This is a genomic window from Streptomyces sp. NPDC088194 (genome assembly GCF_040702025.1).
GTDB lineage: Bacteria > Actinomycetota > Actinomycetes > Streptomycetales > Streptomycetaceae > Actinacidiphila.
Window position 1 is genome coordinate 1 of record NZ_JBFBIV010000117.1, and the last position, 21,540, is coordinate 21,540.

The 21,540-nt window shown below is 73.7% G+C and carries 18 protein-coding genes; 10 read left to right on the top strand and 8 right to left on the bottom strand.

Translation table 11 applies throughout. The features are described 5' to 3' along the window. The 5 genes from AB0399_RS36125 to AB0399_RS36145 all read right to left on the bottom strand — a co-directional run. A partial coding sequence (locus AB0399_RS36125) for an adenylate/guanylate cyclase domain-containing protein (protein ID WP_366414177.1) occupies positions 1-1,472 on the bottom strand: 1,472 nt, incomplete at its 3' end. A gap of 33 nt (positions 1,473-1,505) precedes the next feature. Continuing rightward, a complete protein-coding gene (locus AB0399_RS36130) occupies positions 1,506-1,679 on the bottom strand; it encodes an aroma-sacti cluster domain-containing protein (RefSeq protein ID WP_366414190.1) in 174 nt (57 codons plus the stop codon). 113 nt (positions 1,680-1,792) lie between these two features. Next, positions 1,793-2,527 (bottom strand): iron-containing redox enzyme family protein, encoded by a 735-nt coding sequence (locus AB0399_RS36135; RefSeq protein WP_366414178.1) that lies wholly within the window; start codon positions 2,525-2,527, stop codon positions 1,793-1,795. After that, on the bottom strand, positions 2,524-3,639 hold the full coding sequence (locus AB0399_RS36140; protein ID WP_366414179.1) for a radical SAM protein: 1,116 nt from the start codon (positions 3,637-3,639) through the stop codon (positions 2,524-2,526). Before AB0399_RS36140 ends, AB0399_RS36135 begins: the two co-directional genes overlap by 4 nt. A gap of 412 nt (positions 3,640-4,051) precedes the next feature. After that, a complete protein-coding gene (locus AB0399_RS36145) occupies positions 4,052-5,920 on the bottom strand; it encodes a BTAD domain-containing putative transcriptional regulator (RefSeq protein ID WP_366414180.1) in 1,869 nt (622 codons plus the stop codon). A 265-nt stretch (positions 5,921-6,185) separates the two neighbouring features. On the opposite strand from AB0399_RS36145, the gene AB0399_RS36150 reads away from it, so the two are divergent. The 7 genes from AB0399_RS36150 to AB0399_RS36180 all read left to right on the top strand — a co-directional run bounded on the left by AB0399_RS36150 (position 6,186) and on the right by AB0399_RS36180 (position 13,506). After that, positions 6,186-6,350, top strand: a complete 165-nt coding sequence (locus tag AB0399_RS36150) for a hypothetical protein (protein ID WP_328461171.1) — start codon at positions 6,186-6,188, stop codon at positions 6,348-6,350. 107 nt (positions 6,351-6,457) lie between these two features. Further along, positions 6,458-6,673, top strand: coding sequence for a hypothetical protein (locus AB0399_RS36155; protein ID WP_329371909.1), 216 nt, complete (start codon positions 6,458-6,460; stop codon positions 6,671-6,673). A gap of 108 nt (positions 6,674-6,781) precedes the next feature. Next, entirely contained in the window at positions 6,782-9,457 is a 2,676-nt protein-coding gene (gene lanKC, locus AB0399_RS36160; protein ID WP_366414181.1) for a class III lanthionine synthetase LanKC, read from the top strand. A gap of 9 nt (positions 9,458-9,466) precedes the next feature. Then, complete coding sequence (locus AB0399_RS36165; protein ID WP_366414182.1) at positions 9,467-10,852, top strand: MFS transporter; 1,386 nt, start codon at positions 9,467-9,469, stop codon at positions 10,850-10,852. 202 nt (positions 10,853-11,054) lie between these two features. After that, entirely contained in the window at positions 11,055-11,579 is a 525-nt protein-coding gene (locus AB0399_RS36170; protein ID WP_366414183.1) for an XRE family transcriptional regulator, read from the top strand. Positions 11,580-11,672: 93 nt separating this feature from the next. After that, entirely contained in the window at positions 11,673-12,197 is a 525-nt protein-coding gene (locus tag AB0399_RS36175) for a ParH-like protein (protein WP_366414184.1), read from the top strand. Beyond that, a complete protein-coding gene (locus tag AB0399_RS36180) occupies positions 12,190-13,506 on the top strand; it encodes an MAB_1171c family putative transporter (RefSeq protein WP_366414185.1) in 1,317 nt (438 codons plus the stop codon). The genes AB0399_RS36175 and AB0399_RS36180 overlap by 8 nt, the downstream gene beginning before the upstream one ends. A 123-nt stretch (positions 13,507-13,629) precedes the next feature. On the opposite strand, the gene glgC is transcribed toward AB0399_RS36180, so the two are convergent. Both glgC and glgA read right to left on the bottom strand, forming a co-directional pair. Next, positions 13,630-14,850 carry a glucose-1-phosphate adenylyltransferase gene (glgC, locus tag AB0399_RS36185; protein ID WP_366414186.1) on the bottom strand — a complete coding sequence of 407 codons (1,221 nt, stop codon included), beginning with the start codon at positions 14,848-14,850 and terminating at the stop codon, positions 13,630-13,632. Positions 14,851-15,039: 189 nt separating this feature from the next. Further along, complete coding sequence (gene glgA / locus AB0399_RS36190; protein WP_329371896.1) at positions 15,040-16,212, bottom strand: glycogen synthase; 1,173 nt, start codon at positions 16,210-16,212, stop codon at positions 15,040-15,042. Positions 16,213-16,662: 450 nt separating this feature from the next. On the opposite strand from glgA, the gene AB0399_RS36195 reads away from it, so the two are divergent. From AB0399_RS36195 to AB0399_RS36205, 3 genes are all read left to right on the top strand, one after another. Beyond that, entirely contained in the window at positions 16,663-17,220 is a 558-nt protein-coding gene (locus AB0399_RS36195; RefSeq protein WP_328461189.1) for a GNAT family protein, read from the top strand. 345 nt (positions 17,221-17,565) lie between these two features. Then, a complete protein-coding gene (locus AB0399_RS36200) occupies positions 17,566-18,531 on the top strand; it encodes an acetylxylan esterase (RefSeq protein ID WP_366414187.1) in 966 nt (321 codons plus the stop codon). Positions 18,532-18,661: 130 nt separating this feature from the next. Further along, positions 18,662-19,567 carry a SigB/SigF/SigG family RNA polymerase sigma factor gene (locus AB0399_RS36205; protein WP_366414188.1) on the top strand — a complete coding sequence of 302 codons (906 nt, stop codon included), beginning with the start codon at positions 18,662-18,664 and terminating at the stop codon, positions 19,565-19,567. Between the two features lie 177 nt (positions 19,568-19,744). Here AB0399_RS36205 and AB0399_RS36210 read toward each other — a convergent pair. Beyond that, positions 19,745-21,540 (bottom strand): hypothetical protein (locus tag AB0399_RS36210; RefSeq protein WP_366414189.1); only part of this gene is annotated, 1,796 nt, incomplete at its 5' end.

Below are 21,540 nucleotides of genomic sequence, written 5' to 3' on the forward strand. Positions count from 1 at the left end.
AACGTCACCGTCACGGTCTCCCCGACGGCCGTCCCGGGCGCCAGGCCCAGCGCGCCGACCTCGGTCAGCGCGGCGGCCACCGCCTCGGCCTCCGCCGTGGTCAGGCCCGGCAGGGTCAGCGACCGCGCCCCGCCGCCGCCCCATCCGGTGCGGCGGTCGGCCAGGTCGGGGCGCGCCGCGCAGACGAACAGCACGCCGGAGGAGGCGAGTTCGGTGCACAGCGTGGTGACCACCGCCAGCAGCGGATCGCTCGCCCAGTGCAGGTCGTCCAGCACCAGCACGACCGGGCGGCTGCGCGCGAGCACGCCCAGCAGGCCGGTCAGGGCCGCGCAGGTGTCGTCCGTCGACGGGTTCGGCGTGCCGTCCTCGAGCAGCCCGGCCGACAGCACGGCCAGCGCGGCGCCGACCTCGTCGCGTTCCGCGGTGTCCGGATCGGAGGAGGCTGCTCCGGCCGCGGCGCACCGGGCGCCGCCGAACTCCCGTACCGGCTCGGCGTCCTCGGCCCGCGCCGGCCACAGGTCCGGGAACTCGTCGAGGAGTTGGCGTACGGCGTCGGCCAGCGGAGCCAGGCTGCCGCGCTCGCCGTACGGACGGCAGCGCCCCGAGCCGTAGTTGAAGGCGCGGCCGGACCGCTTGCGCCACTCGTGGATCAGCCGGGTCTTGCCCATGCCGGCCTCGCCGAACACCGTCACCAGGTTCGGGCCTCGGCCGTCCCGGGCCGCGACGGTGGCCAACGCCTGCCGCAGCACCGCAAGTTCGCGGGTCCGGCCGACGAAGGGCACGTCGAAGCGGCGGGTGACCTCCGGCTCCTCCTCGACCACGGCGACGAGCCGGTACGCGGTGACCGCGTCCTCCTTGCCCTTCAACCGCAGCGGGCCGACGCGTTCGGTCAGGGCGCTCGCCCCCGCGGCCCGGCGGCTCTCCGGGCCGATCAGCACCTCGCCCTCGGCGGCGTTCTGCTCCAGCCGCGCCGCGACGTTGACCGTCTCCCCCGACACCAGCGCCTGCCGGGACGAGACGTCCGACGCCGTCACCACGGGGCCGGTGTTGATGCCGATCCGGACGCCGATCCTGATGCCGAGCGACGGCCCCAACTCGGTGTCGTTGAGCCGCTGTACGGCGTCCAGCATGGCCAGCCCGGCGGCCAGCGCCCGTGCCGCGTCGTCCTCGTGGGTCACCGGGACGCCGAAGACGGCCATCACGGCGTCGCCGATGAACTTCTCGACCGTCCCGCCGAACTCCTCCAGGCACTCCCGCATCCGCTCGAAGTAGCGCAGCACCACGGTGCGCAGCGTCTCCGGATCGAGCACGCCGGACAGCGCCGTCGATCCGACCAGGTCGCAGAAGACCACGGTCACGACCTTGCGCTCCTCCTGCGGTACTCCCGGGGCCCGCACGGCGGCCGGGGTGCCGCAGGACGGGCAGAAACGCGCCTCGGACGGAAGCTCGGCATCGCACGCAGCGCAGCGCATGGTCGGGTCCCTTCCCGCTGGTCGTGGAGCGGCTCAGAAGAGCGCGCCTCCGGCGATCTCGCTGTGGGCCTGCACCTCGGGGCCCACCTCGTCCAGCCGCGCCTTGATGTCGAGCATCATCGACAGTTCCTCGGTACTCAGCGCGCGCAGCACGTCCCGCTGCTCCTCGGTGAGTTCGGAGACGCCGAAGCCGTGCGACTCCAGCACGTCGAGGGTGTCGCCGGCCGGGTGGCCGCCGTCCCCGCCCCGCCCGGTCCCGCCGCCACTGCCACTGCCGTTGCCATTGCCGTTGCCGTTCCGGTCCTGCGCCGCCCCGTCGCTCATGACGTGTGCGTCCTCTCCCTGGAGTGATCCGGCTCCGCTGCCCGGCCGATGTGCGCGAACAGCTCGACGAGCCCGTCCACGGTGTGCAGCGCGCTCATCACGACCGCGTTCACCAGGGACGGGTCCAACGGCAGCTCGTCGAGCAGGGCGAAGAGCGCCGCCGTGTGCCCGGTGTCCAGCTCGGCGTGGCCGCGTACGGTGCGCAGCGCCGCCTCGGGCACCCCGGCGGCGGCGATCCGGTCCGCCAGCCAGGGCGCGGGCGCGTTGCCCTCCAGTACGGCGATGTAGCCGAGCAGCGCGACGGGATGGTGGTACTCGATCCAGTAGTGCTGCGCGCCGGCCAGCCGGGCGACGACGGGCGGCGGCTGCCGGTCCAGGACCGCCGCGGGGTCCCCGCCCAGCGCGGCGATGTCGGCCAGCAGCCAGTCGTCGTGGCCGCGTTCCTCCTCGATGTGCCCCCGCAGGTACTCCGCGAGCGGCCCGCACACCGGGTCGGCCGGGCCGAACACCCTTTCCGCGGGACCGACTTCGGCGCAGCGCAGCACCGCCCGTTCCATCAGCGGCACCGACGCGCGGATCACGCCGTGCATCGCCGCCAGGTAGCCGCCGTAGCGCGGGCCGAGTCCGGGTGAGCGCCACATGGCCGCGGTGGCGGACCGCACCGCGGGCGCGGTCAGCCGCAGCCGGGCCCGCAGCGCCGTGCTCGCGGACACCGCGGCACCGGCGCTCATCGCTCCGCTCCGGGCAGCGCGACCAGGTCGGCGTAGGGCGCGCAGCCGTGCCGCCGCACCAGCGCGACCGCGCCCGCCTCGGCCTGGCCACGGGCGGCGTACCGGTCCAGCAGCGCGCCCGCCGGGCCGCCGCCGGCCGCGGTCGCGGCGGCCAGCACGGCGGGGTCGTCGCCGAACGCGCGGCAGCCCTCGCAGTAGCCGCGGCGCGCGCCGGCCGCCCCCGCGGCGCCGTACCGGTGCTGGAGGTTGGCCGGGCCGACGGTCCTGATCATCCGCAGCACCGGCGAGCCGAGCACCCGGGTCCGGATCGCCGGCCAGCCGTCCGTGCCGATGTGGCCGAGCGTCAGGTGGGCGGGGGCGGGTCTGCGGTCGACGACGTCCTGGTTGCAGCAGGCGACGACCGTGCTGTCGGCCGCGACCACCGGCCAGGCGGCCATCGAGCAGGGCAGCGCCCGCTCCGGATCGGGCAGCGCGGTGTCGGCGGTGGCCCAGGAGGCCGCGCGCCCCACCCGGCGCAGCGAGTTGACGAGCATCGGGACGCGGTCGCCGAAGGTGCGGCGGATGTCCGCGGTGACGTCGGCGAGGTACGGGTCGTCGGTGCCGGCGCCGACCAGGTGGAAGCTGGTGGCAATGCCGGCGTCCAGCACCCGCCGGACGAGGGCGAACACGGGGGCGCGGCCGGTCTCGCGCTCGTGGAAGGCGTCGAGGCTCACCGAGAAGTGGTCGACGGAGGTGACGGCCCGCCAGATCCGCTCCGGCACGGCCGCGGCCTGCCCGGGGCGGTCCGCGCGGCCGGCGAAGAAGGCACCGGTGAGCAGCGCGGTCCTGGTGCCCGCCGTACGCGCGGACTTGGCGAGCGACGCGACCAACTCGGGCCGCAGCAACGGCTCTCCGCCGGTCATCATCAGCACCGAGGGATGCTGCTCGGGGGTGAAGGTGCCGACGAAGGAACGGAGTTGGCCGGCGTCCGGCTCGCCCGAGGCCATGGTGGCGGAGGTGGAGCAGTGCGCGCAGTGCAGGGGGCAACGGCCGGTGACGGTCAGAAGCAGTCCCGCGCCCGGCAGCGGACGCAGTGTCATCAGTTCGGCGAGTTCCATCACACGCTCCCTCATCGTCCTCCCGAAGTGTCGGCGGGGGCGGTTCGAGGCAAGGTAGGAAACGGTATGGAAACGGTATGTCCGCAGCTCGGAGCCGTGGGCGACCGGGCGGCGGCCACCGGTTGCGAGCGCCGTTTCCGGGCGCGGCTCCCGGGGTACCGATTCCGGATCGGCGCTTCCGGGGCACCGCTCCCGGGCCGCCGATTCCGGATTGGCGCCTCCGGACGACCCTTGCGGGCCCCGCCCCCGGATCGGCGCCTCCGGACCGCCGATTCCGAGCCGCCGCTTCCGGGCCGCCGATCCGGATTGGCGCCTCCGGACGACCCTTGTGGGCCCCCGCCTCCGGATCGGCGCCTCCGGACCACGCTTCCGGGCCCCCACCTCCGGATCACCTCCGCCGGGCCGCCGCCGGGCCGCCGCCCGGGCCTCAGGCGGTGGCGCGGGGCAGCGGTCGCACGTGCAGCGCCTGCCGAAGGGATTGTTCACGCGCGTAGACTTTCGCCAACCGCGGGAGTTCGTACAGCGCCGCGTGCGCGGTGACCTCGCAGTCCGGCGCCGGCAGCGCGCCCGCGTCCATCAGCGACTCCAGCTTGTGCAGGGCGTCGTCCTGGTCGCAGGTCAGCGCCTCGGCGGCCTGGCGGAGCGTGAAGGGCCCCTCGGGCAGCTCCGCCAGCAGGCAGAGCGTGGCCTGGTCCGCCGCGGCGAGCTCCCGCCATCCGCTCGCCAGCCGCGGGCGCACCTCGGCGTCGCCCGCGACCAGTTCGTCCAGGACGGCCCTGCTGTCGGCCAGCCGCTCGGCGTACTCGCACAGCGGCAGGTACCGCCGCACCGCGAGTTTCAGGCCGCTCACCCTGACCGCGAGCGGCAGCATCCCGGTCGCGGCCACGATCCGTTCGGCCGCCTCCGGACACGACCGCAGCCGCTCGTGCCCGACGATCCGGCCCAGCAGTTCGAGGCTCTCGGCCTGGTCGAAGGCGGCCAGCTCCAGCCGGTTCGCCGCCACCAGTCCCGCCAACTGGGCGCGTGCCGTGACCAGTACGGCGCTGGCACCGGTGTCGGGGACGAGCGGCCGCACGGACGCCTCGCCGGCCGCGTCGTCCAGCACCAGCAGGACCCGGCGAGGTGCCAGCCAGGCCCGCCACGCGGCGGCGACCTCGTCGGCGTCGCTCTCGTCCCGCAGTTCGGGCAGGTCGGCCATCCGGGCCAGTTCGCTCACCAGCGAGGCGGCCGGGCGCGGATGGCCGGTCGCGTCGCGCATCCGCAGCAGCACCCGGCCGTCGGGGAACTCCGCCGCCAGACCGTGCGCGGTGTGCACCGCGAGCGCGGTCTTGCCGGTGCCGACCGGACCGGTGAGGACGGTGAGACGCCGCTCACCGTCCAACAGGCCGCGCAGCGACCGCAGATGCCGGTCGCGGCCGGTGAAGTCCGCCAGGTCCTGCGGGAGGAGGGTGCCCAGCGCGCCGCCCGCGCGGCGCGGCGCGGTCCGCGGGCCGGAGGCGGCGAAGGGGCCGCCGGGCTCGTGCGGGCCGCCGCCGAGGATCGACCGGTAGAGCGTCTCCAGCGCGGCGCTGGGCTGAAGTCCGTACTCGACGGCGAGCAGTTGGCGCAGTCCGGCGTACGCGGCGAGCGCCTCCGTCTGCCGGCCCTGGTCGAACAGCGCGGTCATCTGCACCGCGCGGAGCCGTTCGCGCTCGGGGTGGCGTTCGACCAGGTCCCCCACGGTCTCGGCGACTTCGGTGGCGCGGCCGAGCCGCAGCTCGACCTCGGCCCAGTCCTCGTAGACCTGGAGGTGGCGGCTGTCCAGGCGTTCCGCCTCGGATCTGACGGCGGGCGAGAAGCGCAGCTCGCGCAGCGGGAGTTCCTGCCACAGGCCGAGCGCCTCGCGCAGCATCCGGGACGCCGGTCCCAACGCGCCCTGCGCGGTGGCCTCGCGGGCGGACCTGGCCAGCCGCTGGAAGCGCAGGGCGTCCAACTCGTCGTCGCGCACCCGTAACAGATAGCCGCCCGCGTGATGGGCGAGCCGCTCGCCGGCCCCGACCCGGTCCAGCAGCTTGCGCAGCGCGGAGATGTACACCTGGATGTTCTTGCGCGCGGTGCGCGGCGGCCTGCCGTCCCACAGGGTGTCGGTCAACAGGTCCAGCGACACCGGGGTGTTGGGGCGGCACAGCAGCATCGCCAGCAGCAACCGCTGCTTGAGCGGACCGAGCGGGAGCGGGCCGCCGGCCGTGCCGACGGACAGTGGGCCGAGGACGGTGAGCCGCAGGCTGTCGTGCGCCGTTCGCGCTGGTTCGGCCATTTCTGGTTTCACCTTTCCCACCGGCTGATCCGGACAGCGGATCGTGAGCTGAGATGAATGACGTCAGCCGAATGACTTATATCAGACGATGTCGCCCAGGTGAACAGGGCAACGTCCCCTTCGTTCGCGGCTGTTGCCGCCAACCCCCGCCGAACTGCGGCGATACCGACCGCATACCGCCGATAGACCGGTTCCGAATTCGCCGGTCCTACCTTCTGAGACGTTCCCAGCAACGCTTCACATCCGCCGAGACGAGGAGACGATCATGGCTGACGCCGTCGACCCGACCAACGAGGACAACGCCGCCGAGACCGAGACCGACAACGAGGTCGAGGCGCACTCCGAGGCCCCGCTGGACCTCCAGGAGATGGGTGTGAACTCGCCGGTGGTGGCCCCCGGCAGCACGGTCAGCCTGGCTGCCTGCGCCTGACCGGACGATGTGGGTGGCGCGCCCTCGCGGCGCGCCACCCACACACGCGTTGTGCCGGTGCGGCCCGCCCGGGCCGTCCGGAGGCCCGGAACCGACAGGAGTTGACCATGGCCGATGCCGCAGAGCCCAGTTCCGCGGTGCCCAGTTCCGCAGCGCCCGACGACGGGCAGGGCGCGCCCGAACCAGCCGCCGACGGCGGCGAGTTCGAGGTGGAGGCGCACCTCGCGGGACCGCTCGACCTCCAGGGGATGGACGTCAAGACGTCCGTGACCGCCCCGGTCCCCACCTCGCTCAGCGCGACCAGCGTCATCGTCTGCTGCTGACGCTGACGCCCGCCTGACGCCCGTCCGGCGTCGCCCCGCCGGCGCGGAGCCGGCCCGCCACCCCGTCGATCCGCCCCGTCGATCCGTCGATCCGTACCGGAGAGGCCCATGATCCCGTTCCCGTTCGTCGTCGCGGACCGAGACTTCTACGCACCGCTGGAGACCACCCGCGACCGCGGGGAGATCTACCGTCCCGAGCGGGTACCGGACGGCTGGACCGAGACCGAGTCCGGCATCTGGACGATGTGGCACCGGGGAAGGCAGTTGCGCGGTGTCGAGGACGGCTGGAAGGTGCACGTGTCCGCGCGACCCGGCCGCCAGCAGCACGTCCTCGACACCGTCGCCGCCGTCTGCTTCGCGCAGGACATCGCCTTCAAGCACCTGGCCGGCCAACTCTTCTACTGGTGGACGCACCAGAAGCAGGCCGCCCGCCAGCAGAGCGGCAAGTTCATCGCCGCGTATCCCACCAGCGTCCCCGCCGCCCGCGCCCTCATGGAGCGGCTGCGCACCGAACTCGCCGACGAGGAAGGCCCGTTCATCCTCACCGACCGGCGCTACCGGGACTCGCGCACCGTCCACTACCGCTACGGCGCCTTCCTGCCGCGCGAGCGGGTCAACGCCGACGGCACGCACACCCTGCTGGTCCGCGGCGGCGACGGCGAACTCCGGGAGGACCGCCGCGGCGTGTCCTTCCACCTCCCGCCCGACATCACCGACCCCTTCGCCGAGCGCCGCCCCGCCGGCGCGAAGCCGGCCGGCAAGACGGGGCCAGCACGCAAGACGGGGCCAGCACGCAAGACGGGGTCGGCCCGCAAGGCGGGTTCGGTGAGCTTCCACGGGTACGTCTTCGAGGAGGCCCTGCAGTTCACCAACTCCGGCGGCGCCTACCGCGGCCTGGAACAGGCCACCGGCCGCCAGGTGTTCATCAAGGAGGCCCGCGCGCACACCGGCATCGCCCACGGCGACACCACCGCGCCCGACCAACTGCGCGCCGAGTGGGAGACGTTGACCGCGCTGCACGAGACGGCGCCCGGCCTGGCCCCGCAACCGCTGGCCTACTTCCGCGAGTGGGAACACGACTTCCTCGTCACCGAGTTCATCGAGGGCGAGACGCTCCAGCGCTGGATGGTCTCCCACCACGCCATGCTCGGCGTCGGCCGCGAACCCCACGAGTACGGCGACTACTACGCCCGCTGCGAGAAGGTGCTCGCGCGGATCGAGAGCGCGCTGGAGCAACTGCACGCGGCCGGCTACCTCTTCGTCGACGTCAGCCCCGGCAACGTGATGGTCGACGACGACGACGGCGTCCGGCTGGTCGACTTCGAGGCCGCCCAGCGCGCGGACGCCGACGAGATCCTGGTGATGGGCACCCCCGGCTACGCGGTCCCCGCCGACCTCGTCGGCGACGACCGGCTGATCCACGACGAGTACGGGCTGGCCGGCCTCGCCCTGCTGCTCGTCGGGCCCTACCACCAGGTGGCGCAGCGCAACCCCGACACCCTCGCCCACCTGCGCGCCGACCTGCTGGAGCGGGCGCCGGTGCCGGAACCGCTGTGGCGCAAGGCCGTCAGGTTCCACCAGCCGCGCGCCGCGGTGGCGGGCGTCACGCCCCTCCCGTCGCCCGAGGAGGTGGCCGCCGACCCGCTGCGGCACCTCGCCGAGCTGCGGGACCGTACCGCGGACGCGCTGATCGCCATGGCCGACCCGACCCACCCCGACCGGGTGTTCCCCACCATCGCCGACGGCTACCACAGCAACACCCAGTGCCTCGCCTACGGTTCCGCGGGCGTCCTGCACGCCCTGACCCGGGCCGGCCGCGCACTGCCGCAAGGGGCGCTGGAGCGGCTGCGCGACGACGCGTTCGGCGGCGTCGAGCGCCTGGCCCCGGGGCTGTTCGCCGGCGCCGCGGGCATCGCCTGGGTGCTCGCCGACCACGGCATGCTGGACGAGGCGCGGGACCTGCTCGCCGTCGCGGACCAGCACCCGATCATCACCTCGGGGTCGTCGGCGACGCTCTTCGGCGGCACCTCCGGCGTCGCCCTCGCCCACCTGGCGATGTACGGCCGCACCCGCGACGCGTCGCACGTCGAGCGGGCCATGGAGCTGGCGGCGGCGCTGCCGTCCGACGCCGACCTCACCGAGCGCCTCGGCCCCGACGACCCCACCGGCGTCATGCACGGCCGGACCGGCATCGCCCTGATGCTCCAGCAGCTCGCCGCCGTCACCGGGTCGGCCGACGGGCTGAGCCGCGGCGTGCGGCTGCTGCACGCCGAACTCGACCGCGCCACCGACCCCGAGGCGCCCGGCCTGGCCTTCCCGGTCTCCGCCACCGACCAGCGCAGCCTGCCGTACCTCTACTGCGGCTCCGCGTCGGTCGCGCACACCGCCGTCCGCTACGCGCGGGTGGTGGACGACGAGCGGCTCGCGCGGGCGCTGCCGCTGCTGCTGGTCCCGATGCGCACCACGTACACCGTGATGCCCGGCCTGTACCAGGGGCTGTCCGGCCTCGGTTTCGGCCTCGCCGAGTACGCGGAGGCGACGGGCGACGAAGCGGCCAGGGCCGACGCGATCCGCGGCGCGCGCGGGCTGTTCAAGTTCGCCGTGCCGCACGAGACCGGCGTCCGCTTCCTCGGCGACCAGCTCATGCGGTTCAGCGCCGACCTGTGGAGCGGCTCGGCGGGCGTGCTGCTCTTCCTGACCCAGCTCCTGGACCCCGCGCCCGATCCGCTGTTCACCGTGGACGCGCTGGCCGGCGCGTACGCCCGTCCCGTCGTGACCCGGTGAGGTGCACCGATGAGCCGTGAGACAGCCGCCGGGCCGGCGGGCGAGGCAACGGACGGCGTGGACGCCGCCGGTACGGACACAGGCGGCACGGAGACGGGCAGCGCGACGACGAACGGCACGAAGGCGGGCGGCGCGGGTTGGGCCGTCGACCGCGACGTCAACCTCTACTGGTGCGGCCAGACCGCCTCCGCGTTCGGCTCGGTCTTCACCGCGATCGCGCTGCCGGTCGTGGCCGTGGTGCACCTCAACGCGTCCGCGGGGGCCATCGGCCTGATCAGCGCCGCCGCCACCGCCCCGATCCTGCTCTTCGGCTTCCCCGCGGGCGCGCTCGCCGACCGCCTCGTCCACCCGCGCCGCGCGCTGATCCTGCTCGACCTGATCTGCGCGGTGGCCGTCGGCGTGGTCGCCCTGGGGCTGGCCGCCGGCGCCGTCTCGCTGCTCTGGCTGGGCGTGCTCTGCGCCGTCATGGGCGGCGCGTCCACCCTCTCCACGGCCGTGTACTTCCTGCACCTGCGCCAGCTCGTCGGCCCCGACGGCATCGGCGGCGCCCGCGCCAGACTCCAGGCCGGACAGTACGGCGCCGCGCTCGTCGGCCGCCTGCTGGCCGGACCCGCAATCGCGGTGCTCGGCGCGGCCGCCGCCCTGTCGGTCGACGTGGCGAGCTACGCGCTCAGCGCCGCCGCCCTGCTGACCATGCGCGCCCCCGATCTCGTGCCGCGCGGCCCCGCGCCCTCCGTGCTGACCATGCTGCGCGGCGCCATGGCCGGCATGCGGGTCTTCACCGGGGACGCCTTCCACCGCGCGCTGGGCGTGTTCATCATCGTGCCGGCCGCGACGCTGGCCGGCGTCACCACCCTCACCGGACCGTTCCTGCTACGGGTGATCCACCTGCCGACCGCCGCCTACGGCTCCCTCTTCGCGCTCTCGGGGCTGATGGGCCTGGCCGGCTCCGCCGTCGCCGGACGGGTGCTGACGCCGGGCCGCAACGCCCGCCGGGTGATGCTGGGCGCCTTCACCGCCGGCATGGTCTGCAGCCTGCTGCTGCCGCTGGCCGCCGGGCCGCTTCCGCTGGCCGCGTTCTGCGCGGCGATGGGCATCGGACTGCCGATCTTCTTCGGCGCGATCGCCAACGTGGCCGTCAGCTCCGTACTGGTCTCCGACATGTCGGAGGAGACGCTCGGCCGGGCGATGGCCGCGCTCCAGGTGTGCCTGGCGGCGGCCGGCCTGGTCGGCGCGCTGGGGTGCGGTGTGCTCGGCGACTGGATCGGGGTGCGCGGGGCGCTGTGGACCATGGGGCTGATCGCCCTGGCCGGCATCGCGCTGAGCCTGCCGTCCGCGCTGCGCGCCGCGCGGCGCACCGAGAGCACGCCGGAGCCGGCGCCCGCGCCGGTCTGAGCGGGCCGCCGCGGGCAGGTGGACGGACAGCGACTCCCTTGTCACGTAAGGCAGTCGGCGGCGGCGCCGGGAGCGGATGCACCGCCGCCGACGGGCCGGCACACGCCTGCCGGCCATTCCGGGATCGTGGGCGCACCAGCTAGGATGAACCCGGGTGCGGGGGCACCCCAGCCTGGCCGGCACGACGTGGGGGAGGCGGATGATGGGCGAGAACGCTCCCACCGCGGCCGATTCCAGGGGCAGTTCGGCGACGGGTTCCACGAGCGGTTCCGCCGCCGCGTCCGCTGACTCCGGCTCCGGCTCGGGCTCTGGGTCCGGCTCCACGCTCGCCGGCAAGATCGACGCGCTCTTCCAGGTCATCCGGCGCCCCACCCGCGAGCCGTACAGCCACGAGGAAGTCGCCCGCGCCTGCCGTGAGGCCACCGGGGAGAGCTTCTCCGCGACGTACCTGTGGCAGTTGCGCACCGGGCGCCGTGACAATCCCACCAAGCGCCATCTGGAAGCCCTGGCACAGTTCTTCGACGTCCCCGTCGGATACTTCTTCGACGACGACCAGGGCGCCGCCATCACCAAGGAGCTGGAGCTGCTCGGCGCGCTGCGCGACGCCGGCGTGCGCAGCATGGCGCTGCGCGCGGTCAACCTCTCCCCCGAAGACGCGGCCACGATCAGCGACATGATCGACGTGCTCGCCCGCAGGGAGCGCGGTTCACCGAGTCGCGAACTCTGAGCGTGCTCGAACTCCTCCGTGAGATCTCGCGGTTCCGGCCGGCGGACAAAGGGACAGCGTGTGAGACGTACCAGAAGTGACGGAAGTCGGGCCATGTGGCAGCGCTGCCAGCGGACGGTGGACGCGCTCGAACTGCCCACCCCGTTCGACGCGACCGTCTTCGTCGGGATGCTCGCCGGCACCCGCGGCCGTCCGATCGAGCTGGTGCCGGTCTCCTCCGCGCGGGACACCCCGTGCGGCCTGCTGGTCACCACCGACCGCGCCGACTGCATCGTGTACGCGGCCGACACCACCGCCCTGCACCAGCAGCACATCCTGCTGCACGAGGCGGCCCACCTGATCTGCGGCCACCACGAGACCGCGGCCGCCGCGTCGGCCGCCGCCCAGGTCCTGCTGCCGCACTTATCGGCGTCCCTGGTCCAGCGGGTGCTCGGCCGCACCGTGTACACCGAACCGCAGGAACAGGAGGCCGAGTTGGTCGCCTCCCTGATCCTGACCCGCACCGCCCAGGCGGCCGGCAGCACCCGTCCGGCGCCGCCGCCCCACCCCCAACGGGCCCGGCTGGACCGGCTGTTCGGCACACCGGAGGCCCCGGCGCCGGGCCGCGCCGATGGCTGACCTCCTGTCGTTCCTCGGGGCCGCGTTCTTCCTGGTCTTCGGCGCCCACCGGCTGGCGATCACCCGCGGCGCGCGGGCGGACTCCGCGCAGCGCCACGTCTCCGGCTTCGCACTGTGCATGGGCCTGGCGCTGGTCTTCAACGCCCCTTCCGTCACCGACCGGTTGGCGCGCGATCCGACCCTCGACACGCTGGTCGGGCTGATCACCCACGACCTGAAACTGGCCGCCTTCGCCTTCCTCGTGCTGGTGGCCTACTCCCTCAGGTCCCCGACAGCCGGACGGCGTGCGGTGCGCCGCCAGGTCTGGACCGCCGGCGCGACCCTGGCGGCGTCCGTGGCCCTCTTCCTCGCGGCCTGCCCCGCCACCACGAGCGAGCAGCTGTCGGTCTCCCCCGGCCACCGGTGGGCCCTGGCGTCGTACAGCGCGCTCTTCGCCGCCTACGGCGCCTGGTGCCTGCTGGTCCTGGCGAGGGAACTGGCCGACCACGTCGAGCGCACCGCCCCGGGGCTGCTGCGGACGGGGCTGCGGCTGATGATGCTCGCCGCCGCGTTCGGTGCCGCCTGGACCGCGTGGACGCTGGACGACGTGATCTCCGATCTGAGCGTCGGCCACCAGGACATCGGCGAGGACATGGTGTCCTCCGCCCTGGGCGCGATCACCGCGCTGCTCGCCACCGGCGGCGCCACCGCCACGCTGTGGGGCGACGCCCTCGGTGCCCCCGTGCGGTGGCTGCGCGCCTACCACCGCTACCGGGCGCTGGAACCGCTGTGGTCGGCCCTGCACCGCGAACTGCCGCAGATCGCCCTCGACCCGTCGGTGACCGACCGCCGTCCTGGCCTGCCACGTGCCGAGTTCGCCCTCTACCGGCGGGTGATCGAGATCCACGACGGCCATCTGGCGCTGCGCCCGTACTTCGACTCCGACGTCGCCCGGTGGACGGCCGAGGCCGAAGCCGGGGACCGCGACCGCGACCGGCACGCGGTGCTCGAAGCGGCCACCATCGCGGCGGCGCTGGAGAACAAGCGGGCCGGACGGCGGTGCGACGCGGCCGGCGCCCCGCGGCAGGCGCCCGCGGCACCCGCGCCGCCCCCGGTGCCGGGGACGGTGGCGGCGGAGACCGCCTGGCTGCTGGAGGTGACCGCCGCCTTCACCGGCTCGCCCGCCGTCGCCGACGTCCGCCGCCGCGTCCGCCACGCGGTGGACGTCAGCCGCCGGGACACCGGCCGCGGCCCCGGCGGCTCCGGCGCGCCCGGCGGACCCGGCGTCCCCCGCTCCGACGCGGACGGCGCCGGCCCGCGGACCGGCTGAACCGGCTCCCGTCGGCGGCAGCGGGTGAGCTGGCTGCCGCAGCGGGTGAGCTGGCTGCGGCAGCGGGTGAGCTCGCTGCCGCAGCGGGCGAGCGGGCTGCGGCAGCGGGCGAGCGGCCTGCGGTCAGCCCACCTGGCTGCCCTTGCCCAGCGCGATCACTCCCGCGTCGGAGACGGTGTACAGCTCTCGGTCACGCTCGGGGTTGACGCCGATGGTGGCGCCGGGCGGGACGTCCACGTTCTTGTCGAGCACGGCGCCGCGGACGATGGCGCCGCGGCCGACCCGCACGTTGTGGTGCAGCACCGAGCCCTGGACGACGGCGCCGGAGTCCACGATGACGCCCGGTGACAGCACGGAGCGGGTGACCTGCCCGCGGACCACGCAGCCCGGGCTGATCACGGACTCCCCCACGATGCCGCCGGCGCCGATCTTCGCGGGCGGCAGCGACCCGGGGTTGGTGTGGATCGGCCAGTCGCGGTTGTACAGGCTGAAGGCGGGCCGGTCGGAGATGAGGTCCATGTGCGCCTCGTAGTACGCGTCCAGGGTGCCGACGTCCCGCCAGTAGCCGTGGTCGCGGACGGTCTCGCCGGGGACGTGGTTGGTGTTGAAGTCGTAGACCTGCGCGGCGCCTTGGGAGGTGAGCCGGGGCAGGATGCTGCCGCCCATGTCGTGCACGGACTGCGGGTCCTCCGCGTCCTCGCGCAGCGCCTCCAGCAGCGCCTTGGTGGTGAAGACGTAGTTGCCCATCGAGGCGAAGACATGACCGGGGTCGCCGGGCAGGCCGGGCGGGTCGGCCGGCTTCTCCAGGAAGCGCTCCACCTGCACCCCGTCGGCGCCGGGGGTGATCACACCGAACCCGGACGCCTCGGCCCTGGGCACCTTGATCCCGGCGACGGTGACGCCCGCGCCGTGCTCGGCGTGCTGGTCCAGCATCTGCCGCGGGTCCATCCGGTAGACGTGGTCGGCGCCGAACACCGCGACGTAGTCGGGCTGTTCGTCATGGATGAGGTTGAGCGACTGGAGGATCGCGTCGGCGCTGCCGAGGTACCAGCGCGGGCCGAGCCGCTGCTGGGCGGGCACCGGCGTCACGTAGTTGCCCAGCAGGCTGGACATCCGCCAGGTGGTCGTGACGTGGCGGTCCAGGCTGTGCGACTTGTACTGGGTCAGCACGCAGATCCGCAGGATGCCGCCGTTGACCAGGTTGGACAGCACGAAGTCGACCAGGCGGTACGTCCCGCCGAACGTCACAGCCGGTTTCGCCCGGTCGGCGGTGAGCGGCATCAGCCGCTTCCCCGCGCCGCCGGCCAGCACTATGCCAAGGACCGAAGGTCCACCACCGCGCATCGGCGCCCCCTTTGTTCGTCGTGATGAGTCGATTCCGTACGCCGTGTCCCCGTACGCCGTGTCCGCGTACGTCCGCGTACGCCTGCTCTCCGTACGAGCGTTCGCCGTACGACCGTTCGCCCGTACGCCGTGCCTCCGTACGACCGCTCCTCGCGCGCCGCGTCCTCGTCCGCTGCGTCGCGGCACGCGTTACGGCGCCGCGCCGGCCTTGACCACCGCCTCGTACAGGTCGGCGGTGCGGCGGGCGACGGTGTCCCAGCCGAACTCGCGGACCGCGCGCTGCCGTCCCGCCTCGCCCATCCGGGCCGCGGCCGCGGGGTCGCCGAGCACCCGGTCCAGGGCCCGGGCCAGCCCGGCCTCGAACTCCTCGGCGTGGCCTTCCCGGTAGGGCACCAGCAGTCCGGTCTCGCCGTCGTCGACGACCTCGGGGATGCCGCCGACCGCGGAGGCGACCACCGCGGTGCCGCACGCCATCGCCTCCAGGTTGACGATGCCCAGCGGCTCGTACACCGAGGGGCAGACGAACACCGCGGCATGGGTGAGCAGTTGCACCACGGCGGGGCGCGGCAGCATCGCCGGTATCCAGTGCACGCCGTCGCGCACCGAGCTGAGTTCGTCGAACAGCGACCTGAACTCCCGGTCCAGGGCGGGGGTGTCGGGGGCGCCCGCGCACAGCACGAGCTGCGCGGCGGGGTCGATCGCGCGGGCGGCGCGCAGCAGGTGCGGCACGCCCTTCTGCCGGGTGATCCGGCCGACGAACAGCACGTAGGGGCGGTCGGGGTCGATGCCGACCCGGGTGAGGGCGTCGGTGCGCGGGTCGGCCCGGTAGGTGGTGGTGTCGATACCGTTGCGCACCACGTGCACCCGGTCGGGGTCGAGCGCCGGGTAGCAGGCGAGGATGTCGCCGCGCATGCCGTCGGAGACGGCCACCACGGCGTCGGCTGACTCCATCGCGGTGCGCTCGGCCCAGCTCGACAGGGCGTAGCCGCCGCCGAGTTGCTCGGCCTTCCAGGGGCGCAGCGGCTCCAGCGAGTGCGCGGTCAGCACGTGCGGGATGCCGTACAGGAGCTTGCCGAGGTGGCCGGCGAGGTTGGCGTACCAGGTGTGGGAGTGCACCAGGTCGCGGCCCTGGAGGGCGGCGGACATCTGCAGGTCGACGGCGAAGGTGCGCAGCGCGTCGTTGGCGCCGTCGAGGGTGGTGGGCGCGCGGTGGCGGACCACTCCGGCGGCGCTTCCCTCGCCCCAGCAGTGCACTTCGAGGTCGAGCAGGGCGCGCAGTTCGCGGGCCAGGAACTCGACGTGGACGCCCGCGCCGCCGTAGACGTCCGGGGGATACTCCCGGGTCAGCAGTGCGACCTTCATGGGGACCTCCGACCGTTGGCAACCGTGCTCCTTGCCTTCCCCGGTAACGGGCGGAGCTATCCCGGTGGACGGGTCGGGTTCCGGGGGCGCCCGCGCAGTTCGGCGAAGGACCGCGGGAGCGCCCGCACGTGAACCGGCGCACGGACGCGGTGCGGGTGCGTTTCGGTTGACCCGTATTCGGCCACAGTCGGCCCGTTGTCACCTCTTGCCCCTGGTTGCCACCCGTTTGCCACCCATGACCGCCCGCAATCACCGTAACGGCCGTTTACTGACGAATGGGGCGCCGGCGTATTCGTGGGTCCACTGGGACGTGCCCACAGGCAAGCACAACCCCGGTGCGCCCGCGGCAATACGGCAGATCCCGCCCCGGCGGACCGGCTGCGGAATGACGCTTTATGGACGGCTGCCACCCCCCGGTTCCGGGCACACGTATGGGAGAGACGACACGTGATGACCACCCCCCACTCCCTCGCACCTCTGCCACTGCGCGCCGGAGAGCGGTTGGCACTGGCATTGGCGAGGGAAGAGATGATGCAGGACTACCACCGGTGGGAGACCGACCCGGCGACGGTCGTCGGCTTCGGTGCCCGCTGGCCGGTGTCCTGGGAGGTGTTCCAGGCCCGATTCCTGAGCAGTCACACCTCGAGGCACTACCAGCTGTTCGAGGTGGTCACCACCGAGGGCGCGGTGCCGGTCGGCACCACCGCGCTCAGTGTCGACCAGGCGGTCAACACCGCCGAACTCACCCTCGTGATCGCCCCGGAGCACCGCGGCCGGGGCTACGCGACCGAAGCCACCGCACTCACTCTCGACTGGGCGTTCTCCATCGCGTCGCTGAGCGCGGTGTGGTTGGAGGTGCTGGCCCCGCACACCACCGCGGTCAACGCCTACCTGAAGGCCGGCTTCCACACCGCCGGACGGCTGCGCAGCGCTGCGCTGTGGCGCGGCCGGCGGGTGGACAAGCTGCTCCTGGACTGTGTGCCCGACGACCTGGCAGAAAAGAGGTGATCCGAGATGTCCTGCCCCGACGTGAACTGCCGCAAGGGCGGCTGCACCACCGACCCCGGCCAAGGCCGGCCCGCCCCTGAGCGCGGTCCCAAGGCATGACCCCGCTCATCACCTGCCGTACCCCCGCTCGCCGGGGGTACGGCCCGTTTCACGGCCCCCGCGGCCCCCGCGGCCACCGGAGCCGCCGCCACGGCATCCGCGACCGCCTCGGCCGCCCCTCCACGCGCCCGCCCGCGCGGTCCGCCCGCACCCTCTGACGTGCGACGACCCGGGGCGGACACGGCCGGCCCTGCCAAGTACCGTATCCGGGACGTGTGGTGCCCAGCCGCGGAGGGGAACGTACCGATGGCCCAGTTCGACCTGCCGATGGAACAGCTCAGGACGTATCGCAGCGACGCGGTCGAGCCGCCGGACTTCGACCGGTTCTGGGCGGACACGCTGGCGCAGGCCCGCACCCATGACCTCGACGCGCGCTTCGAGCCGGTCGCGACCGCGCTGCGGACCGTCGAGACCTACGACGTGGAGTTCTCCGGCTTCGGCGGCCACCGGATCAAGGGCTGGTTCACCGTGCCGGCCGGGACGAGCGAACCGCTGCCGCTGGTCGTGGAGTTCATCGGATACGGCGGCGGGCGCGGCCTGCCGCACGAGCGTCTGACGTGGGCGTCGGCGGGATACGCGCACTTCCTGATGGACACCCGCGGGCAGGGCGGCAGTTGGTCCACGGGCGACACCCCGGACCCGGTGGGCTCGGGATCGGCCACGCCCGGCTTCCTCACCCGGGGCATCACCGACCGCGACGACTTCTACTACCGGCGGGTGATCACCGACGGCGTACGCGCGGTGGAGGCGGCCCGCACCCACCCGCTGGCCGACGCCTCCCGCACGGTGGTGACGGGGGTCAGCCAGGGCGGCGCGATCACGATCGCGGTCGCCGGCCTCGTGCCCGACCTCGTCGCGGCCGCGCCCGACGTGCCGTTCCTGTGCGACCTGCCGCGCGCGGCGCGGATCACCGACGCGCCGCCGTACCGCGAGATCGCCGTCTACCTGTCCACCCACCGCCCGGAGCGCGAGCGGGTGTTCGCCACCCTCGCCTACTTCGACAACGTGCACTTCGCCGCCCGCGGCCGGGCGCCCGCGCTGTTCTCGACCGCGCTGCAGGACATGACCTGCCCGCCCTCCACGGTGTTCGCGGCGTTCAACGCCTACGGGCACCACGACAAGACCATCGAGGTCTACGACTTCAACGGCCATGAGGGCGGCGGTGCCCACCAGGAGGCCCTCCGCCTGGAGTGGCTGCCGAAGTACCTGTGAACGGCGCGGCCGGACCGCACCCGCGGCCCGGCCGGCCTCGTCGGGTGAACCGCCCCGGAAAAAGGAGGAATACGGCGGCGGTCGGCGGGCAGGCGCGCGGTTGACCGTCCTTGGAGTGCGAGGCGATGACGTGACCGCGAACACGCAGCAGTCGAGCAGCACGAACGGGACCGCGACCTGCGTCCGGCAGGCCGGCGAGCCGCAGCGGCAGGCGCCCGGCGGCCTCCCGTGGATCGAGCACGCGACCCGGGTCGCGCCGGAGGACGCACGGGTGCTGTCGAAGCTCTTCTTCGACCGCCTCCAGGAGTTGGAGGAGGGCACCCCCGCCTACAGCTACGCGCGCAACACCCTGATCGAGATGAACCTCGCGCTGGTGTACTTCGTGGCCGGCCGCTACCGCAACCGCCCGGCCACCGACCGCGAGGAGATCATCCAGGTCGGCACGATCGGGCTGATCAAGGCGATCGACCGGTTCGACCTGTCCCGCGAGACGGAGTTCACCACCTTCGCGATCCCGTACATCGTCGGCGAGATGAAGCGGTTCTTCCGCGACACCTCGTGGGCGGTGCACGTGCCGCGCCGGCTCCAGGAGTTGAGGGTCGAGCTGAGCAAGGCGAAGGACCACCTGTCGCTGCTGCTCGACCGCGACCCGACCGTGGCCGAGCTGGCCGGCTACCTCGACATCGGCGAGTCCGAGGTGCTGGACGGCCTGGTCGCCGCCAACGGCTACACCGCCGGGTCGCTCGACGTGCCGTGGTCGGACACCGACGCCGGCCCCGACGGCGAGGGCCGCACCCTGGCCGACACCATCGGCGAGTGCGACCCGTCGATGGAGCTCGTGGAGGACCTCGGCAGCCTGGCCCCGCTGATCGCCCGGCTCTCCGACCGCGACCGCACCCTCCTGCGGATGCGCTTCGTCGAGGAGATGACCCAGTCCCAGATCGGCGAGGTGCTGGGGTACTCGCAGATGCACGTCTCCCGGCTGCTCAGCCGCATCGTGGCGAAGCTGCGCGCGGGACTGCTCGTCCAGCAGTGAGCACCGCCCCGCGCACCATCCCCCGAACCGACCGCGACAGGCCGCGTGGCCCCCTCCACGCGGCACGGCGGCCGCGACCCGGCACTTCCCCCCGTCCGGGCCGCGGCCGCCGTATCCGCGCGGTACGCCGTCACACGTCCGCCGGATCTGGACACCCGCCGGATCTGGGCGCCCGCCCTACGGCGTGCTGATGTCGGCGCTGTCCACCGCGATGTTGGTCCCGCTGGACGCCGGGTTGCGGCCACCGGTGTTGGTGATCGTCAACGTGTGCGCGCCGGAGGCGAGTTGCGGGCTGGTCCACACCACACCCGACGCGTCGCGGCTCGGCGCGTAGTCGTCGACGCTCGCCGGGGTGCCGCCGTCCACCGCCAGGGACATCTGGCCCTGGTCCACATCGCGCACCGCGTGCAGCGCGACCTTGCTGCCGGTGAAGTACAGCGTCGCCGAAGCGCCCGCGGTGTAGGTCCAGTTGGCGGTGGAGTCGTACATGTCGGCGACGCCGTTGGTGACACCCCAGTTCGGCCCGTACCCGAAGCGGTCGACGTCGCCGGCCGCCGTGTCGTTGCCGTCCACGGTCACGGTGCCGGTGACCGGCCCGGTGGAGCCGTTGCCCGGGGTGAGGGTGACGGTGTAGGCGTCGGTGCCGGCGAGCAGCGTGACCGGCACGTGCAGCGTGCCGCCGTCCGGGGTGACGTCGCCGTCGAAGACCGTGGCGGGCGCGCTCAGCGCGGTCTGGTCCGGGATGCGCCGCACCGTCACGTGCACGGCGCCGTTGTCGACCAGGTACGGCGTCGCGGACAGGTTCGTGAAGTCCACGGTGGTGCTGCCGCCCTGACCGGAGTTGTTGCCGATCAGCGCGAACGCCCGCTGCGCGCCCGCGTCCGCGCTCGCCGCGACCGCGACGCCGCCGCTGCCGGTGGTACTCAGCAGCTTCCCGCTGAGCTGGGCGTACGCCTGGTAGACCCACCACTGTCCGGTGGGCTGCCCGCCGGACAGCACCGAGTCGAGGGTGCCGGCACCGCAGCAGTCGGTCCAGATCGCGTGGGCTGCCGCGCTGACCCCGGAGGCGGCGAGCCGGTCGAGGAACCACGCGGTGTAGCCGGAGTTCTGCTGCTGCGAGAACAGGTACTCGTTGATGGTCAGCGGCAGCCCGCTGACGCCGTGCGCGGCCAGCAGCGCGCGGGCGTCGGCCGCGTCCGCGGCGGGGTCGTCGCCGAAGTGCCAGTTCACCACGTCGGGAAGGGTGCCGTCCGCCTTGGTACGGCCGAGGAAGTCGTCCAGCCAGCCGTGGTTGTAGCCGCTGTAGGACGGCCCGACGATCTGCGCCGACGGCTGGAGCCGGCGGATCTCGCGGACCGCGGTGTCCCACATCTGGTAGTACTGCGCGCTGTTGACGCCGCGCTGCCAGAACCCGGTGCCGTCCGGCTCGTTCCAGATGTCGTACGACACGTTCACCCCGGACGCCTGCACGCCCGTGACCAACGTGTCGATGAACGAGACCCAGTTGGAGCAGTCGCCGTTGTCGCAGGGGTAGACGGTGGAGGCCGGCTGGGTGGTGTCGGCGCCCCACACGTCGGAGACGAGCAGATGGTACGTGGCGTGGTAGGGGGCGGCGGTGACCCGGCGGGCCTGGTCGAGGGCGGAGTCCAGCCTGACCTGGTAGCCGCTGCCGGCCCGGTAGCCGTCACCGAGCCAGCCACCGCCGTCGATCCGTGCGCCGCCGCCGCGGAAGAGCGTCGGCTTCAGCGGTTGCAGCAGGTTGTCTGCGGGGCCCGAGCCGTCCTGGCTGAGCCCGTAGAGGAAGCCGGCGCCGGCGCCGTTGGGGGCGGCGCCCTGGGCGGACAGGTCGACGCCGACGGTGCTGTCGGCGGCCGGCGCGGCGGACGCCCCGGCCGGGCTCAGCGCACTCGGCCGGCCAGGGAGTCTGACCGGGGAGTAATCCGGGGCCGGGAAGCCGTCCGGGGCCGGGAAGC

What these genes read in the sequence shown, in the direction of transcription:
- lanKC (WP_366414181.1), top strand. Translation starts at nt 6,782, where the DNA reads ATGATCCCGTTCCCGTTCGTCGTCGCGGACCGAGACTTCTACGCACCG.
- glgC (WP_366414186.1), bottom strand. Translation starts at nt 14,850, where the DNA reads ATGCGCGGTGGTGGACCTTCGGTCCTTGGCATAGTGCTGGCCGGCGGC.
- AB0399_RS36175 (WP_366414184.1), top strand. Translation starts at nt 11,673, where the DNA reads ATGTGGCAGCGCTGCCAGCGGACGGTGGACGCGCTCGAACTGCCCACC.
- AB0399_RS36180 (WP_366414185.1), top strand. Translation starts at nt 12,190, where the DNA reads ATGGCTGACCTCCTGTCGTTCCTCGGGGCCGCGTTCTTCCTGGTCTTC.
- AB0399_RS36150 (WP_328461171.1), top strand. Translation starts at nt 6,186, where the DNA reads ATGGCTGACGCCGTCGACCCGACCAACGAGGACAACGCCGCCGAGACC.
- AB0399_RS36165 (WP_366414182.1), top strand. Translation starts at nt 9,467, where the DNA reads ATGAGCCGTGAGACAGCCGCCGGGCCGGCGGGCGAGGCAACGGACGGC.
- AB0399_RS36135 (WP_366414178.1), bottom strand. Translation starts at nt 2,527, where the DNA reads ATGAGCGCCGGTGCCGCGGTGTCCGCGAGCACGGCGCTGCGGGCCCGG.
- AB0399_RS36200 (WP_366414187.1), top strand. Translation starts at nt 17,566, where the DNA reads ATGGCCCAGTTCGACCTGCCGATGGAACAGCTCAGGACGTATCGCAGC.
- glgA (WP_329371896.1), bottom strand. Translation starts at nt 16,212, where the DNA reads ATGAAGGTCGCACTGCTGACCCGGGAGTATCCCCCGGACGTCTACGGC.
- AB0399_RS36195 (WP_328461189.1), top strand. Translation starts at nt 16,663, where the DNA reads ATGACCACCCCCCACTCCCTCGCACCTCTGCCACTGCGCGCCGGAGAG.
- AB0399_RS36145 (WP_366414180.1), bottom strand. Translation starts at nt 5,920, where the DNA reads ATGGCCGAACCAGCGCGAACGGCGCACGACAGCCTGCGGCTCACCGTC.
- AB0399_RS36140 (WP_366414179.1), bottom strand. Translation starts at nt 3,639, where the DNA reads ATGAGGGAGCGTGTGATGGAACTCGCCGAACTGATGACACTGCGTCCG.
- AB0399_RS36170 (WP_366414183.1), top strand. Translation starts at nt 11,055, where the DNA reads ATGGGCGAGAACGCTCCCACCGCGGCCGATTCCAGGGGCAGTTCGGCG.
- AB0399_RS36155 (WP_329371909.1), top strand. Translation starts at nt 6,458, where the DNA reads ATGGCCGATGCCGCAGAGCCCAGTTCCGCGGTGCCCAGTTCCGCAGCG.